The sequence below is a fragment of the Mucilaginibacter sp. P2_A5 genome, from assembly GCF_056404995.1.
In genome coordinates, this window is sequence record NZ_JBFUCY010000017.1 from 133,197 (window position 1) to 152,608 (window position 19,412).

At 44.4% G+C, this 19,412-nt stretch carries 17 protein-coding genes; 3 read left to right on the forward strand and 14 right to left on the reverse strand.

All coding sequences use genetic code 11. The features are described from left to right. Nucleotides 1-62: 62 nt before the first annotated feature. Nucleotides 63-941 carry a DUF4349 domain-containing protein gene (locus AC1DXF_RS16595; protein ID WP_477449840.1) on the forward strand — a complete coding sequence of 293 codons (879 nt, stop codon included), beginning with the start codon at nt 63-65 and terminating at the stop codon, nt 939-941. A gap of 24 nt (nt 942-965) precedes the next feature. Here AC1DXF_RS16595 and AC1DXF_RS16600 read toward each other — a convergent pair whose 3' ends face one another. From AC1DXF_RS16600 to AC1DXF_RS16655, 12 genes are all read right to left on the reverse strand, one after another. After that, a complete protein-coding gene (locus tag AC1DXF_RS16600) occupies nt 966-1,721 on the reverse strand; it encodes a 2-phosphosulfolactate phosphatase (RefSeq protein WP_477449841.1) in 756 nt (251 codons plus the stop codon). A gap of 60 nt (nt 1,722-1,781) precedes the next feature. Next, complete coding sequence (gene gcvT / locus AC1DXF_RS16605; RefSeq protein ID WP_477449842.1) at nt 1,782-2,864, reverse strand: glycine cleavage system aminomethyltransferase GcvT; 1,083 nt, start codon at nt 2,862-2,864, stop codon at nt 1,782-1,784. A gap of 54 nt (nt 2,865-2,918) precedes the next feature. Then, nucleotides 2,919-4,178: a glycosyltransferase family 4 protein gene (locus AC1DXF_RS16610; protein ID WP_477449843.1), complete on the reverse strand. Its 1,260-nt coding sequence runs from the start codon at nt 4,176-4,178 to the stop codon at nt 2,919-2,921. A gap of 68 nt (nt 4,179-4,246) precedes the next feature. Next, nucleotides 4,247-4,843, reverse strand: coding sequence for a ribonuclease HII (locus tag AC1DXF_RS16615; RefSeq protein ID WP_477449844.1), 597 nt, complete (start codon nt 4,841-4,843; stop codon nt 4,247-4,249). A 160-nt stretch (nt 4,844-5,003) separates the two neighbouring features. After that, entirely contained in the window at nt 5,004-6,242 is a 1,239-nt protein-coding gene (locus AC1DXF_RS16620; protein ID WP_477449845.1) for a PP2C family protein-serine/threonine phosphatase, read from the reverse strand. A 38-nt stretch (nt 6,243-6,280) separates the two neighbouring features. Continuing rightward, nucleotides 6,281-7,480, reverse strand: a complete 1,200-nt coding sequence (locus AC1DXF_RS16625) for an ABC transporter permease (protein ID WP_477449846.1) — start codon at nt 7,478-7,480, stop codon at nt 6,281-6,283. 95 nt (nt 7,481-7,575) lie between these two features. Beyond that, complete coding sequence (locus tag AC1DXF_RS16630) at nt 7,576-8,709, reverse strand: glycosyltransferase family 2 protein (protein WP_477449847.1); 1,134 nt, start codon at nt 8,707-8,709, stop codon at nt 7,576-7,578. Further along, on the reverse strand, nt 8,693-9,667 hold the full coding sequence (locus AC1DXF_RS16635) for a hypothetical protein (protein ID WP_477449848.1): 975 nt from the start codon (nt 9,665-9,667) through the stop codon (nt 8,693-8,695). The genes AC1DXF_RS16630 and AC1DXF_RS16635 overlap by 17 nt, the downstream gene beginning before the upstream one ends. Nucleotides 9,668-9,750: 83 nt before the next feature. Continuing rightward, complete coding sequence (locus tag AC1DXF_RS16640) at nt 9,751-10,599, reverse strand: dienelactone hydrolase family protein (RefSeq protein ID WP_477449849.1); 849 nt, start codon at nt 10,597-10,599, stop codon at nt 9,751-9,753. A 288-nt stretch (nt 10,600-10,887) separates the two neighbouring features. Continuing rightward, complete coding sequence (locus AC1DXF_RS16645) at nt 10,888-13,038, reverse strand: xanthine dehydrogenase family protein molybdopterin-binding subunit (RefSeq protein WP_477449850.1); 2,151 nt, start codon at nt 13,036-13,038, stop codon at nt 10,888-10,890. Nucleotides 13,039-13,045: 7 nt separating this feature from the next. Next, a complete protein-coding gene (locus tag AC1DXF_RS16650; protein ID WP_477449851.1) occupies nt 13,046-14,035 on the reverse strand; it encodes an FAD binding domain-containing protein in 990 nt (329 codons plus the stop codon). Further along, nucleotides 14,032-14,676, reverse strand: a complete 645-nt coding sequence (locus tag AC1DXF_RS16655) for a (2Fe-2S)-binding protein (RefSeq protein ID WP_477449852.1) — start codon at nt 14,674-14,676, stop codon at nt 14,032-14,034. Before AC1DXF_RS16655 ends, AC1DXF_RS16650 begins: the two co-directional genes overlap by 4 nt. A 160-nt stretch (nt 14,677-14,836) precedes the next feature. Here AC1DXF_RS16655 and AC1DXF_RS16660 point away from each other — a divergent pair, with 160 nt between their 5' ends. After that, a complete protein-coding gene (locus AC1DXF_RS16660) occupies nt 14,837-16,057 on the forward strand; it encodes a GAF domain-containing sensor histidine kinase (protein ID WP_477449853.1) in 1,221 nt (406 codons plus the stop codon). Between the two features lie 141 nt (nt 16,058-16,198). On the opposite strand, the gene AC1DXF_RS16665 is transcribed toward AC1DXF_RS16660, so the two are convergent. Next, nucleotides 16,199-16,582 (reverse strand): RNA recognition motif domain-containing protein, encoded by a 384-nt coding sequence (locus AC1DXF_RS16665; RefSeq protein ID WP_477449854.1) that lies wholly within the window; start codon nt 16,580-16,582, stop codon nt 16,199-16,201. A 621-nt stretch (nt 16,583-17,203) separates the two neighbouring features. Next, on the reverse strand, nt 17,204-17,656 hold the full coding sequence (locus AC1DXF_RS16670; RefSeq protein WP_477449855.1) for a 3-oxoacyl-ACP synthase: 453 nt from the start codon (nt 17,654-17,656) through the stop codon (nt 17,204-17,206). 218 nt (nt 17,657-17,874) lie between these two features. Between AC1DXF_RS16670 and AC1DXF_RS16675 the strand changes: the two genes are divergently transcribed. Further along, the gene (locus tag AC1DXF_RS16675) at nt 17,875-19,026 is read left to right on the forward strand and encodes an acyltransferase family protein (RefSeq protein ID WP_477449856.1); all 1,152 of its coding nucleotides are present in this window, start codon (nt 17,875-17,877) and stop codon (nt 19,024-19,026) included. Nucleotides 19,027-19,412 lie beyond the last annotated feature (386 nt).

A 19,412-nucleotide genomic window follows, 5' to 3' on the forward strand; every position in this document is an offset into this window, starting at 1 on the left:
TCGAATTTTAAATACTTTAATAAGGAAAGTGTCGTTAAATCTCAAAACTAAACTTCCTTATTATGAAAACTTATATCATTTCATTTACTTTATTGTTTGCACTTTGCGCCTGCGAAAAGAAAAGTGAGCCATCAAAAATGCAGCTTACAGACGCGATACTGGCTCTGCCGCCTGTGGCAGAAGAAAAGAACATAGGCAGCGCAAATTCTTCAGCTAAATCAACCGCAGATAAAACCGTATCACCTCAAAAAGAAACGATAGATACTTCAAAAAAGATCATTAAGGAAGGCGAGATCCGTTTCCATACCGGCAACCTTAACGCTGCAAAGCAAAAAATAGTAAATTCATTACAAAGCCTTGGCGGTTATGTAGCCGAAGAAACAGAAACCAACGGCGGCGACAACAGCCAAAAAGAGTTTGATTTAAAAATCCGCGTGCCGGCCAAAAATTTCGACAGGTTCCTGGATGCGTTGCAGGCCAGCGGTGATAGCATCGATACTAAAAACATCCGCAGGAAAGATGTTACTTCGGATTTTATTGACATTGCAACCCGGTTAAAAAATAAACAGGTATTAGAAAGCAGGTACCTGGACTTGCTAAGAAGGGCTACAAAAACAAGCGACCTGTTAGAGATAGAAGACAAGATAGCCGAAATCCGTACGGATATTGAATCGACTCAGGGGCAGCTAAATTATATGACCCGCCAGGTTGCTTTCAGCTCGCTCGATATCACTTTTTATAATAAACAAGGCGAACGAACAAATAGCGAAAGCAGTTTTAGCTACCGGTTTAAGCAGGCAATAACCCAAAGCTGGGATATTGTACAAGGTTTGTTTTTTACCATAATAACACTGTGGCCGGTTTTAGTTATAGCGCTTATAGGGCTTTGGTGGTTCAGAAGATGGGCAAGAAAAAGAAAACAGGAAAAGGATGCCGAATAAAAGTACGCTAATACTCTCCTATTTTTATTGCTGCAGCTTCACCAGCCGCTCCCCATCCAAAACCGGGATGGCCGTTGTAATATCTACCTGTAAACAAAAGTCGATATCCTTTTGGATACCTAATTTTTTAAGCCGCTCGCCGTGGGATGTCTTTTTGAGGTAATTGTTGATGTCGTGCTTGCCTAACTGGTACAAATCGTTGGAAGCAAGGGCGGCGTCGTCTAAAACATACCCGTCAGTTTTTAATTGGTCGATGACAGCCCCGGCAAAAAGGGTATCCTCCAGATTAAAGTTATTTTTCCAGCCGGCGCATACCAGGAGCACGCTTTGATCCTGGGTTTTTAGCCAGGTGCTTAATGCTGTCAGGTTAAGAAACGAGCCGATGACGATTTTTTTAGCTGCACGCGATAAATGCAACGCGTGCGTGCCGTTGGTAGTAGTAAGTACTACCGTTTTACCGGCCACTTTTTCGGCAGTGTAAGAAAAAGGTGAATTCCCAAAATCGAAGCCATCAACTATTTTCCCGTCGCGCTCTGCTGCCAAAAGGTAATCCAGCCCTTTCTCTCTATACGCGGAACACTCCTCAACCTGTGATACCGGGATAATAGCCGCAGCACCGTTTTCAATACCATAACATATAGATGATGTTGCCCTGAAAATATCAATAACCACTACAATGTATTCCTCCACATTAAAAAGTGGTAACAAAGCAGGCGTAAGGCAAACGTGTGCCGCCCTACCCCCTAAAGGGGGAGTTTGGTTATCGGTATTTTCAGACATGTGTTTCAATTATAAATTAGAGTTTCAAACTCTGGTTCCCCCTTCAGGGGGTTAGGGGGCTTAAGCTTTATAAAAAGGCGGCTTTACAACCTTCGCTTTTACCTTGTTATCCCTTATGCTGATGTAAATCTCGGTGCCTTCTTTGGCAAATTCGGTTTTTACATAGCCAAGGCCTATTGCTTTTTGCAGCGAGTAGGATTGTGTGCCCGATGTTACTTTTCCTATGTTATTGCCATCGGCATCAACAATGGGGTAATCATGCCGCGGGATACCGCGATCTATCATTTCAAAACCAACCAGTTTTTTGCTTACACCGGCTTGCTTTTGCTGTTGCAAAGCTTCGGCGTTGGTAAATTCTTTATTGAATTTGGTTACCCAGCCAAGGCCGGCCTCTAATGGCGATGTGGTATCGTCAATATCATTACCGTACAGGCAAAAACCCATTTCTAAACGTAAGGTATCGCGGGCGCCCAAACCAATTGGCTTTATGCCGAATGGCTCGCCGGCTTTAAAAATTGCATCCCAAATCTGCTCTGCATACTGGTTTTCAAAATAAATCTCGAAACCACCAGCCCCGGTGTAGCCTGTAGCCGAAATAAGCACGTTATCAACTCCGGCAAAAGTTCCCTTTTTAAAGGTGTAGTATTCCATTGATACCAGGTCAATATCGGTAAGGCTTTGCAAGGCTTCGGCCGCTTTAGGGCCCTGGATAGCCAATAGCGAAGTACGGTCGGATATGTTTTTCATATCAACGCCATTGGTATTATATTTCGAGATCCAGTCCCAGTCTTTATCAATATTTGACGCGTTGACTACCAGCATGTAAGTCTTTTCGTCAATACGGTAAACCAGCAAATCGTCAACAATGCCGCCGTCTTCGTTTGGCAGGCAGGAGTATTGCACTTTGCCATCATATAATTTAGCAGCATCGTTACTTGTAACCCGTTGGATAAGGTCAAGCGCGTTATCGCCCTTCAAAATAAACTCGCCCATGTGGCTTACATCAAACACGCCTACCGCCTTGCGCACGGTTTCATGTTCGGCGTTAATCCCTACGTATTGCACGGGCATATTGTAGCCGGCAAATGGCACCATTTTGGCGCCTGTTTTTAAATGTACTTCGGTTAAAGCAGTATTCTTCATGCGGTCAGTTCAATCAGCGGCAAAGGTAATTATTTTGAAGAGAATTTGCCCCCTCTAAATCTCCCCTGGCTGAGGAAACTTTTCTGAAGCCCTCCCTTTCGGGGAGGGTTTGGGAGGGGCTCCTAACGTTTTATAAAACTTGACCAAATCCTTAGCTACCTTATTCACGTCATGCTGCTGCTCAACCAGCTTACGTGCGTTCAGGCCTACACTTTTGCAAAACTCTTCATCGGATATGCAACGTTCAATAGCATGGTAAAACTCGTCCTGGTCATTGGCTATCATGATATTGGCGCCGTTGGTAAAGTTTATACCTTCGGCCCCCAGGGCTGTAGATATGATACATTTTTGCATGGCCATTCCCTCCACAATTTTTACCCGCATACCACCGCTTGACAGCAGCGGAACAATCATGATGGCTTTACTGTTTACAAACTCAAAAGCATCGTCAACTTCGCCCTGGATAAATATTTTACCCATTACCTCGTAGTCATCAAAACGCTCGGGAATGTTATGCCCGGCCACGTAAAATTTAACACGCAAATCACCCTCCGTCAGATCTTTATGAAAATTATCAATAAACCATTCTATCCCTTCGCGGTTGGGCAGCCAATCCAGCGAACCAAGAAAAAACAAGCTTGGGAACTCTGTTTTACTAAAATCGGGCCGATACCTGGTAAGGTCAATTCCCACAGGGAAAATCTCCACCGGAATGGTGGTGCCATATGACAGGATGGTTTTTTTATCCTCAGCGGTAAATACAGCAATTGCATCAAACTTGTTAAGCTGTTGTAATTCGTAATCTTTAATGCGCCGGGCAACCATGCGCAGGTACCACCTTTTCAGCAGGTCGCTTTTTTGATGCGCAAGCCTTTCGTAAACCTGGTGCTCAATGTTATGCGACCGGTAAATAAGTTTGGCTTTTGATACCTTGCGGATAGATGCCAGGTAGGGCGTAACAAACAAACCTTCAAACTGGATAATGTCATAAGCCGTTTGCTTTAACTCCCGAATAAGCAGTTTTTCAAACTCGGCATCGTAATACCTATCAACATTGTTTGATTTTTTGCGGAACAGGTTAACGGCGGCATCAACCACAGATACGTTGATGTTGATCTTAAACGAGGTATAATTTATTTTATCTTCCAGCTCGTCTTTTTCATAATAACTGCTGTTATACTTTTGCGCGTTTAATGCCACCAACGACACTTCATGCCCCAACACAATTAATCCTTTTATGGTATTGCACACCACAATGGCATATCCGCCATTTTGCGGAAATGGGACACGATGGGTTAAAATAAGGATCTTCAAATGATTGATGGGTTTGTCACAAAAATACCAACCAGAAAGGGGTTATCAAAACATATGCCCAAAGTATCTTAAAAAATACTCAGCTGCGGGTCGCTCACCCTGAAAGTTTTACGATGATATGGCGTAAACCCAATTTTCATAACGGTTTCGCGATGTTTTATGGTTGGATAGCCTTTGTTGGTGTGCCAATCGTATTCAGGATGTTCGGCCGCAATTTTTAACATGTAATCATCCCGGTAGGTTTTGGCCAATATTGATGCCGCCGCGATGCTGAAGTATTTACCATCACCCTGTATAATACAGGCGTGCGGTGTGTTTTTATACTTATTAAACCGGTTACCATCGATAATTAAAAACTGCGGCGGTATATGCAATTTTTCGATAGCGCGGTGCATTGCCAGAAAAGACGCATTGAGGATGTTGATTTCATCGATCTCGAAATTATCAACCGATGCCACGGCGTAGGCTATTGCCCGTTCTTCAATCTCTGCGCGTAACCGGTATCTTATATCCTCGGATACCTGCTTGGAGTCGTTCAGTAAATCGTGATCAAAATCATGGGGCAGAATAACAGCTGCTGCAAACACAGGCCCGGCAAGGCAACCACGGCCAGCCTCATCACATCCCGCCTCAATCAATTCATACTGGTACCTTGCTGTTAACATGTTATGGCAAAGATAGAGTTTTTAGTATCGAGTAGTTAGTATCAAGTATCAAGACCGAAGAAAAATTCATTAACACCATTAGATCGGAATTCGTGAAATTCGATTCAATTCGCGCCTATTCGTGTGGTTAAATTCGCTTCAATTCGTGAAATTTGCGTCTCTAAAATATCTTCAGCGTAAGCAGGGTAATATCGTCTATAGGTTTACTTTTATGCCCGAGGCTTAGGTGATCTAACAAAAGATCGTTAAAATTATCGGGCGGTAAATTGCCATGGGCTTTTACAAACGAAAGCAATTTTTCTTCATTCCAAACCTTGCTGCTGGTTGATTCAAAATCCATTAAACCATCGGTATAATTTACAATAAGGCTGCCTGGTTCAATATCAACCTCTCCTTCGTTTAAAAAAGGCAGTTCTTCAAAAACGCCAATCATTGTAGTGCCCAGCTTTAAAGGGATAGCCTCGCCATCGGCATACAGAATAGTAGGATTATGGCCGCAGTTTATATAATTGAGTTTCCGTTTCTTTTGATTGTAACGTGCCAGGAACAGGGTAATAAACCGCTCGCCCTTGGTATTGTTGAGCACTATTTTATTAAGGCGGTCAATAATGTTGGTCAGGTCATCTTCCACCGCTGCCCAGGCGTGCAGGCTGGCCTGAAAGTTTGCCATTAACAATGCCGCCGATATTCCTTTGCCGGATACATCGGCAATACACCATAAAAACTCATGCTCGTTAAGACGGATAAAATCAAAATAATCGCCGCCGATGTTTTGATGGGGCAGGTACTTAGCGCCAACTTCAACGGCATCATCCTTATGGATCCTGAGCGGTATCAGCATATTCTGCACTTCAACGGCAAGCTCCATTTCGCGCTGAAAACGTTCTGATTGCAAACGCTCTTTAAATAGTTTTTTATTCTCCAGCGCTACTATGATCACGTTCATCAGGGTTTGGATGAAGTTAAGATCGTTGCTTAGCATCTCGCCCGATGTATCAAAATCGCCGATAAGCGCATAGGCCAGGGCCTTGCTTTTATGATATATCGGAATAAAATAATTGTACTTGCGCAAGATAATATCCTGGTGATCGGATATAGCGACCGGCGATTTAACTTTGCTTAATTTATCACAAGCCCTGCCCAAAGCCATGGCCGATTCTGTTTCGCCGCCATATTTAGAGATGCATACAAACTTATTTTCCTTTTCTATAAGGAAACGAAGCTTGCCAACCTGCAGGTAATTTTGCAGAATAACCTCCAGCATTTGTATCAGGATTGGGGTAGAAGTATTCTTATTAATAGCCCTGGTGATCTCCAATAAGGAATTCAACTCAGATTGCCGTTTCAGCAACAGCCTTATTAATTCGTCTTCGCCAGAACTGTCGTCTTTGTATTGCATTTGTTTTTAGTCGCCTGACTAAAGTAAAAAAAATATTTTCAAATGCGCGTACTTTGTGATTTTATATCGAATGCATCGCGTAAACCAACGGTAACCAGGTTAAAAGCATACACAAGCAGCATAATTGCCAGCCCCGGCGTAATGGCCAGGAAAGCCGAATCCATTACGATATAGCCATAATGTTCCTTAATCATGCCACCCCAGGTAGGCATTGGCGGCTGTGCACCAAAGCCCAGGAAGCTAAGCCCTGCCTCTAACAAAATAGCCGATGCGAAATTTGACGATGCCAGCACCAAAATAGGCCCGGTTATATTAGGCAAAATATGTTTGGTAATAATGCGCCTGTTGTTGAAGCCAAGGGCGCGGGCAGCTTCTACATATTCAACCTGCTTCAGGCTCATTACCTGGCCGCGTACCAGGCGGGCTACTTCAACCCACATGGATAAGCCCACCGCAATAAATATTTGCCAAAGCCCTTTGCCCAATGCAAACGATATGGCAATAACCAGCAACAATGCCGGTAACGACCATAATATGTTCATTACCCAGCTTAAAGCGGCGTCAATCCATCCGCCAAAATAGCCGGCTACCGATCCAATGGTTACTCCTAAAAACATACTGATTATCACCGACATCAAGCCAACTGCCAATGAAATGCGGGTGCCCAGTAACAGGCGGCTCAATAAATCGCGGCCGTAAACATCGGTGCCCAGCCAAAAGGTTTTGGTGATTACCTGTTCGCTTTTAATTTTATCGCTAAAGTTTTTATATATCTCCGCGGTTTTTTCGCAGGTGAGCGTTGGGTTTAACAATACCTTGTTAAAATGATATCGTGGTTTAATACCTGTTACCACTTCAAAAATATTATAGGCTTTTTGGTCGGGTTTATCCTCATTACCAATATATTCGCTTACATGAATGGAATCCTGTTTAAAGTAATACCCTGTAATTGGTACTTCCCTGTAAAATGACGGCTGCCCAAAAAGCATCCTGTTAAAAAACCCCATCGTATCTACTTGCTCGCCTTTGCGTATAAGCAGCATCATGAATTTTGCGCCGGGCTTTTTAATGCTCAGCTGTATAGTCATGTTATTGGCTTGCGGGGTGTTATCGGGCATTATCAAATACCCCAATATGGCCACCAATAAGGTTATCGCTATGAAAACAAGCCCGGCCATGGCAATTTTATTACGCTTAAATGCGTTCCAGGTACGTTTGGAGGGGGTAAGCTGGACCAATAGTTAATAGTTGTGTTTGGCTAAATATCGCTTAAATAGGCACAATAAGCAATCGGCCGGGCTACAAATTACATTGACATTAAAAATCACCGGGGCTACCTAACCTCGCGGCCTTTCCATTGGTACTTTTTATTGCTGCCTATTAAGCCCATATAGGCCAGGTAAACAACGTGTACCGGTATGGTAATTATAAGCAGGCTAACCAGGTAGCTGCGCTTAAAAAATGAGGTAACAGGTATCAGGTAAATAGCTTCAAAAAAATATTTCAGTAAAAACTGCGCCAAAAAAAGCTTAAAAATATCGGCAAAAAACAACCCCAGGAAAAAATTCAGCAGTATAGAGATATTAAAAAGCCAGAAGATAAGCGCGATAATAACGATCTTTTTATCCTTATACATGGTAAATTTTGATGCCCATCGCTTACGTTGCTGCATAAACTCCTTTAAATTAGGCTTTGCGTGGGTGTACACAATGGCATCTGTTTGCTTGATAAAACCAATGCGCCCGGGGTAGCGTACCGCCACCTTTTGCAATAGCAATTCATCATCGCCCGATGCCAGCTGATCAATGCCTTTAAAGCCCCCGACTTCGTTAAATACATCTTTACGATAGGCCATGTTGGCGCCGTTACAGGTTGATGCCCTGCCATTACCAATAAACGCAGCCCCAATGCCTATTAAAAACGAAAACTCCAATGTCTGCATCAGCTCAAATACCGATTTCTCCTGGAAAAATGTCACCGGCGACGAGATCAGCACCGGATTTTCGGTTTCGTAGTAAGTTACAATGGTTGATATCCATTTGCTGCCCATCCGGCAATCGGCATCTGTGGCTACCATTAGTTCGCCGGTTGATAATTGGATTGCCTCGGTTATGGCCTTTTTTTTATAGGAATTTAATGGCTCGTTTTCATTGAGCTTTAGCAGGGTAATGCCCTGGTCTGCAAAACTCCCGATAATAGCAGCGGTGTTGTCTGTAGAGTGATCGTCGACAATAATAACCTCAAGCAAATGTTTGGGGTAATCCTGGGCCAGTATGTCGCCGATGGTTAAATGGATACTTTCGGCTTCGTTGCGGGCCGCTATAAGTATAGTTACCCTGGTATTAAAAGATGTTTTGTTTACCGCCGTTGTAGTTTTTATGTTGAACCACCCTTTTATGATGTAAACTACAAACAGCAGGTAAAAGGCTGTAAACAATAACGAGATTATACTAAGCGTTGCGATCAAAGAATTTGAGTTTAAAAACAAATAAAGAACCTAAAATAGCAGGAATAAATAAATTAATAAGCCATATTGATGAAACACACGATATAACGGCCAGCTTTTGATCGGTTATATACACAAAAAGATGGGCGGCTGTAAACCCGCGTACGCCGATATCAAAAAGATCAAGCGATGGTAAGGCGGATGTTACAAAGAAAAACAACATCAGCACCAGCAGCATGGGCCCAACCTGCATTTGCGGCACCACCATTTGAAAAATAAGGTAATACTGCGTAGTGAAAGTAATATACCTTAACAAACTAAAGCCCATGATCCTGATCAGCTCATGTGTTTTATACCGGCCCAAAACCTCAAAAAATCGATGGAATTTCCTGATAAATGAAATTCTGTCGAGCACATTAACTACCCATTTGATATGAAAGTAAATGATGAGCTGCACTACTACAAGGATGCCTAAAACAACCGCCACCCCGGCATAGCCCCAAATTTTTTCATGAATAAAGCTTGCAATAAACCATGCTATCGAGACAATGCCCAGCACATTGGTTATAAGCGCCTGGCTAAAAGAGCCCACCGCCATGGCAAAAATACCGGGGATACGTTTGCGGTTTGGCAAAAACATAACGCGGCCACCATACTCGCCAATGCGGTTTGGCGTGGTAACGGCCCAGGTAAGGCCGCAAAAAACGGCTTCAACAGCCTCCCAAAAGGTAATATTGATTAGTGTTTTGCTCACATAGCGCCACTTTAAGGCTTCCAGGAACCAGTTAACAAACATCAATAACACCACTACAGACATGGTTACGATCACCCTGGTGGCACTAATGTTTGAAATCAATAGCTCAAACTCCTTCAGGTCATTGTTTTTTTTAGAAAACTGCCTGTAAATAAACAACGCAGCTACTATTACTATACCGGCTTTAAGTAGGTAGGAAACTATTTTCTTGGTAGAGGTGGTCAAGCAGTTAAAAATTTATGCAATGTTACGAAAAAATGAGGCAAGGATTAACTTGCCTCCCAATAACGCAACTTTAGCATTTTTGTTTATTTTAACCTTGCTTTAAAAAACGCCAAGGTATTGGCATAGGCATCCCTGGTAGCATCGCTGTTATAGGCCGGGTTGCTGGGGTTGGCAAAGCCGTGATCGGCATCATATTGGTGCAGGTACAGTTTTTTGCCAGCGGCTTTCATATCGTCGTTAAACTTGCCCACCACTTTGGGGTTAATCCATTGATCTTTGTTGGCAAAGTTGCCCAATACATCGCCGTGCAATGTTTTAAGGCGGGTTACATCCTGCTCGGGCATGCCATAGTACATAACGCTGCCAACCAGTTGTTTGCCGGCAAGCAAGCCTGTTTGCAGGCTCCAGCCGCCACCAAAGCACCAGCCGATAGTTGCGATATGTGCACGGGGGCCGGTATAAGCTATGGCTCCATTGATGATGGCTTTGGCCCTGTCTTCAACAAGGGCCTGTATTAATTTGCCGGCATCTTTAGGGTCGGTAGCTACTTTACCATCGTACAGGTCAAGGTCGATAATGTTTACGTTGCCCAGGTCGTTATAAATTTTCTCCGATTCGCGTTTTACGTAATCATTCAGCCCCCACCATTCATGGATCACCAGGATATAGTTATTGGTGGGCTTTTTAGCTTTCAACAAATAAGCGGTAGCTGTTTTGCCATCGGGTGTTTTATAGGTGATGTTTGTCCCGATGCTGCTTTGGAAACGAACAGGCAGCGGTTTTAAATGTGCCATCCGGAACATTGGGTTTGAGGCCAGCATGGCAAAACGCTGGGTTGATGAAGGGTTGGCACAGCAAACCACCTTTTTGCTTTGTGCAAAGGTGAATGAGCCAAAAGCGATTAGTAACGTTAATACGGCTAATTTTTTCATGGGTTGAGTTTTGAGTTATTTTCAATAGCAATTACGTTGGCTAATTGATTTGTGTTGCCAACTAACTCGTTTTCAGATATCCCTATAGAGCAGAAATTGGCTATTAAGGTTCGGGAAAGATTCCAGGTCATTAAGTTAATATCCAACAGAATCAAAAATAATATCGAACACTGAATTTTGAATGCCCAACACCGAAGTTTTTCTTTCATCATTCGATATTGGACGTTCAGTGTTCGATATTTAATCGTCCTTGCTTCCTTAACTCTATAGCATGTTAAGTCGGACTCACTACCCCATCACCTTGTCCGGTGTTATCGGCAGCTCCCGTACCCGCTTTCCGCTTGCATTGTATACCGCGTTCGCTACGGCGGCGGCCATGCCAATGAGGGCTATTTCGGCCATGCCTTTGGCGCCCATCGGGTTAATGATGGGGTCGGGCTTGTTTACAAACAGGGCATCTATCTGCGGGATATCGGCATTTACCGGTACGTGATAATCGGCAAAGTTATTGTTGATATACCGGCCATACCGGTGATCAATAACCGACTCCTCCATCAAAGCCATCCCAATCCCTCCAATAGCACCGCCTATTACCTGGCTACGCGCCGTTTTAGGGCTAATAATGCGGCCGCAATCGGATACGCAGGCAACCTTGTCAATTTTAACAACACCGGTTGCAGCGTTCACCAAAACTTTTACAAAATGTACCGACCAGGAGTTCATGGCATACGTATGCATTCCGTTTCCGCCGTCAGTCTCCGTAGTAACGTCCAGCGAAGCCAGGTTATGCTCTTTTAATATTTTTACATAATCGGGATTATCGGCTCCGCCGTTGCCAATCAGCTTTTGAAACTTCTCCTTCAAATCGGCACAGGCCTTATATACCGCCGAGCCAACGCTTGCTGTAGTAGCAGAACCTCCCTGCGTTGGGGCATTGGGTAATGAAGAATCGCCCAATTCAAACCTTATTTTTTCTGCCGGCATGTTCATTTGCTCTGCTGCTATGAGCACCATGGCCGTACCGGTACCGGGGCCAATATCGCTTACCGCGCTTTGTAGCAATAAGGTTCCATCGGCCTTCATTGTAGCTTTTATTGTTGCCCTATCCCGATAGGCGCCAAACATGCCGCCCCCCATGCCGTAGCCAACATACCAGCCATGCTCTTTTACCGTGCCGGGTTCCTGTTTACGGTTTTTCCATCCTATGTGATCGGCCCCCAGCTCGTATGCATCTTTCAAAAACTTACTCGAGAATGGCTTGCCGCTACCCGGGTCCTTTTCGGCATAGTTACGGATCCGTAGTTCAACAGGGTCTATTTTTAATTGATAGGATAGCTCATCCAAGGCCGATTCCAGCGCGAATGCGCCCGTTGCCTCGCCTGGGCCGCGCATCCAGGTAGGGGTAGCAATATCCAATGCCACAATATGGTATTTGGTGTTTACATTAGGGCAGGCGTACAAATCCTGGCTTACCCGGGTTGGCCCTTCGGTAAAATTTTCGTACGATGAAGTTTGCCCGGCTGCTTCATGGGTAATACCGGTAAGCTTGCCATCGGCAGTGGCGCCAATGCCAATTTTTTGCCAGGTAAACGGGCGGTAACCTACCGATGTAAACATATCGGCACGGCTTAAAACCACCTTTACCGGCCTTTTTACAACTTTGGCTGCAATAATAGCGGCTACCTCATGCGGCCAGGTACGCAAAGCGCTGCCAAATGCGCCGCCAACAAACTCCGAGTGTACCTGCACATTTTCTTTTGGGAGTTTAAACAGGTTGGCCAAATCCTGCTGGGTATCTTTTACACCCTGGGTTTTATCCCAAACGCTCAATTTGTCATCCGCGTCCCAACGGGCAATAATGGCATGCAGCTCCATTGGGTTGTGCGTTACCGTAGGCACAATATATTCCTGCTCCAGTTTAAATGGGGCTGTTTTCCAGGCGTTTTCGGCACCTCGTTTATAAGTACCATCGCCATGTGGAGGGAAACCTTTGTCCATATTATCGGACAAACTGGTGATATGCTTTTCGGCCTTGTATTCTACCTTTATCAGTGATGCCGCAAATAGCGCACGCTCAAAAGTATCGGCTATTACTATGGCAACAGGCTGCCCGTTGTAATATATTTTATCGTCATAAAAAACCTTAAACGCGCCTTTAGCCGCTGCCTTTTTATCCTTTTCAGGCTGGTCGCCTGGCACTTTGGGTGCGTTTAAATGGGTGAGTACCGCTAATACCCCCGGGGCTTTCAAAGCCGCTTTGGTATCTATAGCTATAATGCGGCCTTTGGTTATGGTACTGCCAACCAAAACGCCGTAGGTTAGGCCTGCAGGTGTGTATTCGGCCGAGTATTTTGCTGCGCCGGTTACTTTTAACCGCCCGTCTACGCGGCTCATGCCTTCTGACGATGAGGGCATCGTTTTGTCTATCGCTGTTTTCATGGTGATGTTAAACTAAGCCTGCTGCATGTTTTAAAGCCTCGGTAATGGTGGCCGGCGCCAATTTTAATTTAAATGAATTACCGCCATGGCCTATAGCCCCCTGCATAGCCAGTTGTGCTGCATGTGCAAAGTTTTCTTCCGTTGCAGGTTTGCCAACAAGCGATTTTTCGGCATCAAAAAGCCGCCAGGGTTTGTGGGCAACGCCGCCCATGGCCAGCCGGGCATTTTTTATCAGCCCGTTATCTATTTCAAGGGCCGCCGCCACCGAAACCAGTGCGAAGGCATATGATTGCCTGTCGCGAATTTTTAAATAGTAGCTGTTTTTGGCAAAGTTGTTAATCGGAATATTAATGTCTACTATCAATTCGTCAAAGGCCAGATTATTATCTAAATGTGGCGTCTTACCCGGCAGGCGATGAAAATCGGTGAACGAAATATAACGAATGCCTTTACGGCTAGCCACTTTAACCGTGGCATCCAAGGCCGCAAGGGCCACGCACATATCGCTGGGGTGCACGGCTATGCATTGATCGCTCGCGCCAAAAATGGCATGCATCCGGTTAACGCCTTCCATTGCCCCACAGCCGCTTCCGGGCAGGCGCTTATTACAAGGCATTGTGGTATCATAAAAATAGCCACAACGCGTACGTTGCATCATATTACCACCAACCGTTGCCATATTACGCAACTGTGGCGAAGCGCCGGCATTAAGTGCCATTGACAACAAAGGGAATAGTTTCTTTATCCGTTCATTTTCGGCTACTTCACTATTCAATGCTAAAGCACTTATAGATAGCGTCATGACGTTTCCCATAGTTTCGCCTATGTTCCTTAACGGCAACTGATTGATATCAACTAGTTTATCAGGCGCTATTACGCCTCGTTTCATGAGGTCGACCAGATTGGTACCGCCAGCAATAATTTTTGAGCCGGGTTTGCCAATTACATCCAATGTTGCCTGTAATGTGGTGGGCTTTACATATTGAAACTGTTTCATACGGCCATCCCCCCATCTTTTACTTCCTGTATAGCATTTACTATATTGGGGTAAGCGCCGCAGCGGCAAATATTACCGCTCATATATTCCCTGATCTCGCGTTCGGAGTTGGCGTGCCCTTCACGGATACAGGCCACCGCCGACATGATTTGCCCAGGAGTGCAATATCCGCACTGAAAACCATCATGTTTTATAAAGGCCTCCTGCATGGGGTGTAGCTTATCGCCTTTGGCAAGCCCCTCAATAGTGGTAATTTTTTTACCATTCATCATAATGCCCAGTGTAAGGCAGGAGTTCACGCGGTGCCCGTCAACATGAACGGTACAGGCTCCGCATTGGCCATGATCGCAGCCCTTTTTGGTGCCGGTCAGGTCGAGTTGTTCGCGTAAAATATCCAGCAGGGTTGATCGTGGCTCAACGGATAGGTTTTGCTGTTTTCCGTTTACCTGCATTTTTAACGGCATTTTTTCAAAAACGGAGGCAATCTGCTCATCTACATGGCCGGCGGCGGCCTTCATGGCTGTTCCTGGAGTAAGGGCCACAGCGGTTAGCAGGGTTGATTGCTTCAGGAAATTTCTGCGTGAACTATCCTTCACATCCAGGCCATCATCCGGCCCGGTACAAGATTTTTTACTTTCCATAAATAGTAGGCTTTTGGAAATGTTAAATTACGTATTTTTAGTAAAATGCAGCAACAGCAACCAATGTTTTACAATACAGGTGTTTTGTACCGCTGTTGTGCAAAATTCTTATAAACTATTGATCGTAAACTCACGTATAAGGCCGTAACTAATTGATTGTATGTTTACTCCCCCAATCCCCGAAAATGAAATGGACAGGGTAATGACCCTGTCGGAATTTGATTTGGACTATGGCGCCCATGCCGATAGTTTTAAAGATTTAACCAAGCTTGCTGCAAAAGTTGCCGGCACCGAAATGTCGTTGGTTAACCTTATCGATTCTTATACCCAATGGACCATATCTACCCATAACATGGACCTGGAGCAAATGCCGCGCGAGGAATCTGTTTGTCAGTACCTGTTAATGAGTGATGACAATATGGAAGTTGCCGACCTGAGTGCCGACGAGCGGTTTAAAGACAGGCCATACGTTACCGGCGGGCCACATCTGCGCTATTATTATGGTATCCCCCTTAATGTAGATAACCATAACATAGGTGCTTTATGCGTAGTTGACGCGCACTCATCAAAAACACTTAACCCCGAAAAGGTGGAGTTGTTGAAGATCATTGCCGGCGAAATTGTGAACAGGCTTAAATACATTAAAGTAATTGATGACCTGCGGAACAATTTATCTGAAGCTAAACAAACACAGAAAAAAGTAGCGCACGATATTCGCGGACCTTTAAGTGGCATTATTGGCCTGGCGCAACTGATACGTGAACAGGGCGATGAAAACCAGATGGATGAGATACTGGAGTTTATGAACCTGATCCATAAAAGCGGCCGTTCGATACTGGAGCTTGCAGATGAAATTTTAAGCGCGGATAAAAAAGATAAGAAAGTACCCGAATTGAAGGGAAATGAGTTTAACCAGGTGGTATTTAAAGACAAGCTGGAAAAACTTTATGTGCCACAGGCTATGAACAAGCATATAACGTTCACGGTAAATACGTCGTCGGCATCAGAAACCATTCCATTTTCAAAAAATAAATTACTACAGATAACCGGCAACCTGATCTCGAACGCCATCAAATTCACCCCGAATAATGGCTTAGTTACTGTTGACCTGGATTTGATTGAAAAAAGAAACGAAAACGTACTACAGATAAAAGTAACCGACACCGGCGTTGGGCTGGATGCCGATGGAATAGCCACCATATTGCGGGGCAACGCCACATCAACCAATGGTACCGGTGGCGAAAATGGATATGGGTTTGGCCTGGCGCTTGTAAAGCACCTGGTTGAAAGCCTTAATGGAACGTTTAATATATTTTCGGTTCCGGGACAGGGCGCCACATTTGAGGTTAAACTACCGCAGGCATCATCGCCGGAAAAATAACATAAGCCTGGTTTTTTGATATAGTACTATCACAGCAGGTAAAAACCCGCTAAACCAATCCCAAAAAAGTAATAGTAAGTAGATGTATTATTAACAGCAAAGTGCCGGGTACCAATACCCGGCACTTTGTTTATTTATAATTTACCAACGGCTGCCACCGCCGCCGCCACGGCTATCTTTTGAATAACCACCGCCGCCACCGCCACGGTTGCCGCCGCCGCCATAGCCGCCACCGCCGCCACGGTTGCCGCCATAACCACCGCCACCACGGTTGTCACGTGGTTTTTTGTCTTCGGCCTGGCTAACAGCAATCGATCTTCCTTTTACATCTGATCCGTTTAAACCAGTGATAGCTAATTGTGCAGCTTCGTCATCAGGCATTTCAACAAATCCGAAACCCTTGCTTCTGCCAGATTCACGGTCAATAATAATCTTTACAGTGCTTACTTCACCGTACGCTTCAAAAAGCTCTTTTAAATCGGCTTCCTCTAATTGAAAAGGAAGGCTTCCTACAAATATGTTCATCAATCTTTAATTTATAAAAGGCAAGGTTGTTTTATTTGCCCAGTTTTGTTAACATCAAATATAGTAATAGATATTTGATGATTACTGCATGATTTTATGAATGGATGGTTTTATTTTAAAAAAAAGTTGATTTTTATTGATTTTAGGTTAAAAACAAGCCTTTTTAACTATTAAAATATAATTTGCTTTGGCTGGTTACCAAAAGCACCCTTATTTATATGGCATAGTTTATAAAAGTAATATCGTTTATTATTAAAAAAGGACCGCACTGATTAGATGTGGCAAATTCGAGCCAAATAATTTTCAATATCCTGGAAATAACCTGTATGTATATTTAATATACGAAACAGCGGTAGATTATTTTGTTTTATATATTTTTCTCAAAGCGTGGGGCAGAGATATTAGATAGGCATCCGATAGTGCCTTACCGGGATAGCTTACAAAGTTCCGGATTCAACATTGCTTATTAGTTATTGGGTTTAATACAGATGGCATAAACGCCCGGTTACATTGATACGACGCAGTCAGCGGTTAAGCCAATGTCGTGTCAATGATAAATTGACGGATAGTCTTAGCCCCACTTTCGACTCCCAACTTTGTGCTTCTGACTTAAGACTTAAATCAGTATACAGATTCAATTACATACGTTTTGCCATTCAGCGTAAAGCTATCGCCTGCTTTTGTACCTGTAAGCTTTATGCCCACGGGCGAGCCCGGCGATACCGCGAAATAGTTTTTGCCATGAAGCGATAAAGCCCCGGCGCTTATAGCCAGGTAAAAATTGCCGTTATTGGTAATGATCACGCTGCCCGCCTCGGCAGTTGCCGACTTGCCTGTAGTACCTATACGGTTTAAGGCGACCAGTAATTTATTGGCTTCGTTAAGCTGGGCCAGGTTGCGGTTGGTTTCCTGCTGCGCCATTTCGCGCCCGGTTTCGTATTTATCGCCGGCGCTGCTTTTGGTATCGTCGTTTGATGATTTTTGCGCTTCGCTGATTGCCAGTTCGGCGGCATCCATACTCCTGCGAACGTGGGCTACACACAAGTCATATAGTTCCTTTTTCAGATTGTTCATTTTTTGTGCTTACCAATACCGGCATTTTGTAAAATGCAAATAAAGTAATAAATGTTGGCTGACGGCCGGGTAAAATAAGGCCGGCAGTTTAGGGTAGTACAACGTAAACGGCCTTAGTTATGTAATAAAACCGATTATTATATTTCATTTCTTGTTTTTTCAATAAAATAAGGCATTTTTATAGCTCACACAACAAAACCTTTAGCCAATTTAAACCAATGACCCAAACTCCTGCGTACCTTGAATCCAAAAGCCATTATAAAATTTTAGACGGACTGCGTGGCGTAGCCGCCCTGCTGGTGGTGGCCTTCCACGTTTTGGAGGCTAATAACGGCGGCAGCCGCTTCGCCCAGATCATTAATCACGGCTACCTGGCTGTCGATTTCTTTTTCCTGCTTTCGGGTTTTGTGGTGGCCTATGCTTATGATGATCGCTGGGGAAAAATGGGCCAATGGGAGTTTTACAAACGCAGGCTTATCCGTTTACAGCCCATGGTTATTATGGGTAGTATTATTGGGGCAATATTTTTTTATTTGCAGGCATCGCCTACCATGTTCCCGCTGATAAGCGCTACGCCGGTTTGGAAAATGCTACTGGTTATGGTGATTGGCTGTACACTTATCCCGATACCTATATCTATGGATATACGTGGCTGGCAGGAAATGCACCCCCTGGATGGCCCTGCCTGGTCGCTGTTTTTTGAATATATAGCCAATATTCTGTACGCGGTTATTGTCCGCAGGTTTTCAAAAACAGTGCTGGCCATGTTTGTGGCCATATTTGCCGGCTTGCTTATCAACTACCTGGTAATTAATTTCCAAATAACAAAGCCGCAAGGGGATGTTATAGGTGGTTGGAGCATTAATAAACAACAGCTGAGCATAGGTTTTACGCGGTTGCTATATCCGTTTTTTGCGGGGGTGTTGCTTTCGCGTTTAGGAAAGCTGATTCATATTAAAGGAGCTTTCGCGGTATGCAGCATCCTTGTTTTTGTGGTATTGGCCATCCCCAGGATTGGCGGCCCCGAGCATCTTTGGATGAACGGTTTGTATGAAGCCTTTGTTATTATTATTATGTTCCCGCTGATTGTGGCCATTGGGGCAGGCGGCGAGCTAACCGGCAAAACAGCAAACAAAGTGTGTAAGTTCTTTGGCGATATATCATATCCCATCTATATCACCCACTATCCGCTAATTTATTGGTATACCGCCTGGGTGGTTGATAACAAAGTACCCATGGGTTACAGCCTCTGCATTGGGTCGCTGGTGTTGGTTAGCAGTATTGCCATTGCTTATGCCTGCCTTAAATTGTATGACGAGCCCGTTCGCGAGTGGCTCAGGAAACGTTTTTTGGTAAAGAAGGCAGCATAATAAAACCGGGCTTTATATATTTTTAGGTACTACGTATAACCAACAAAGTGTGTGTACCGGTATGGGATACACCCTGGTACGGGGTGGTACACTACCTGCAGTTAATGTTTTTAATTCAAATTAAAAAATAGCCATTTCGCACAAAGACGGAAAAACGGGAAAAGCAATTTCATGGCGGCAACGACTCACCCCGACGAGGCTTCGCCCGTCTGCCCCTCTCTCCGACTGCGCCGCATAGAGGGGCGAAGAAAAATATTTTTTTTATTTCCTCCACCCTCTTTGCGGCGCAGCCGGAGAGAGGGTGGCCCAGCGCAGCGTCGGCCGGGTGAGTCGTAGCCAGCGTTCAAGCGAATGTGTAGGCACGAAGTAATAACGACCTTTTTCTT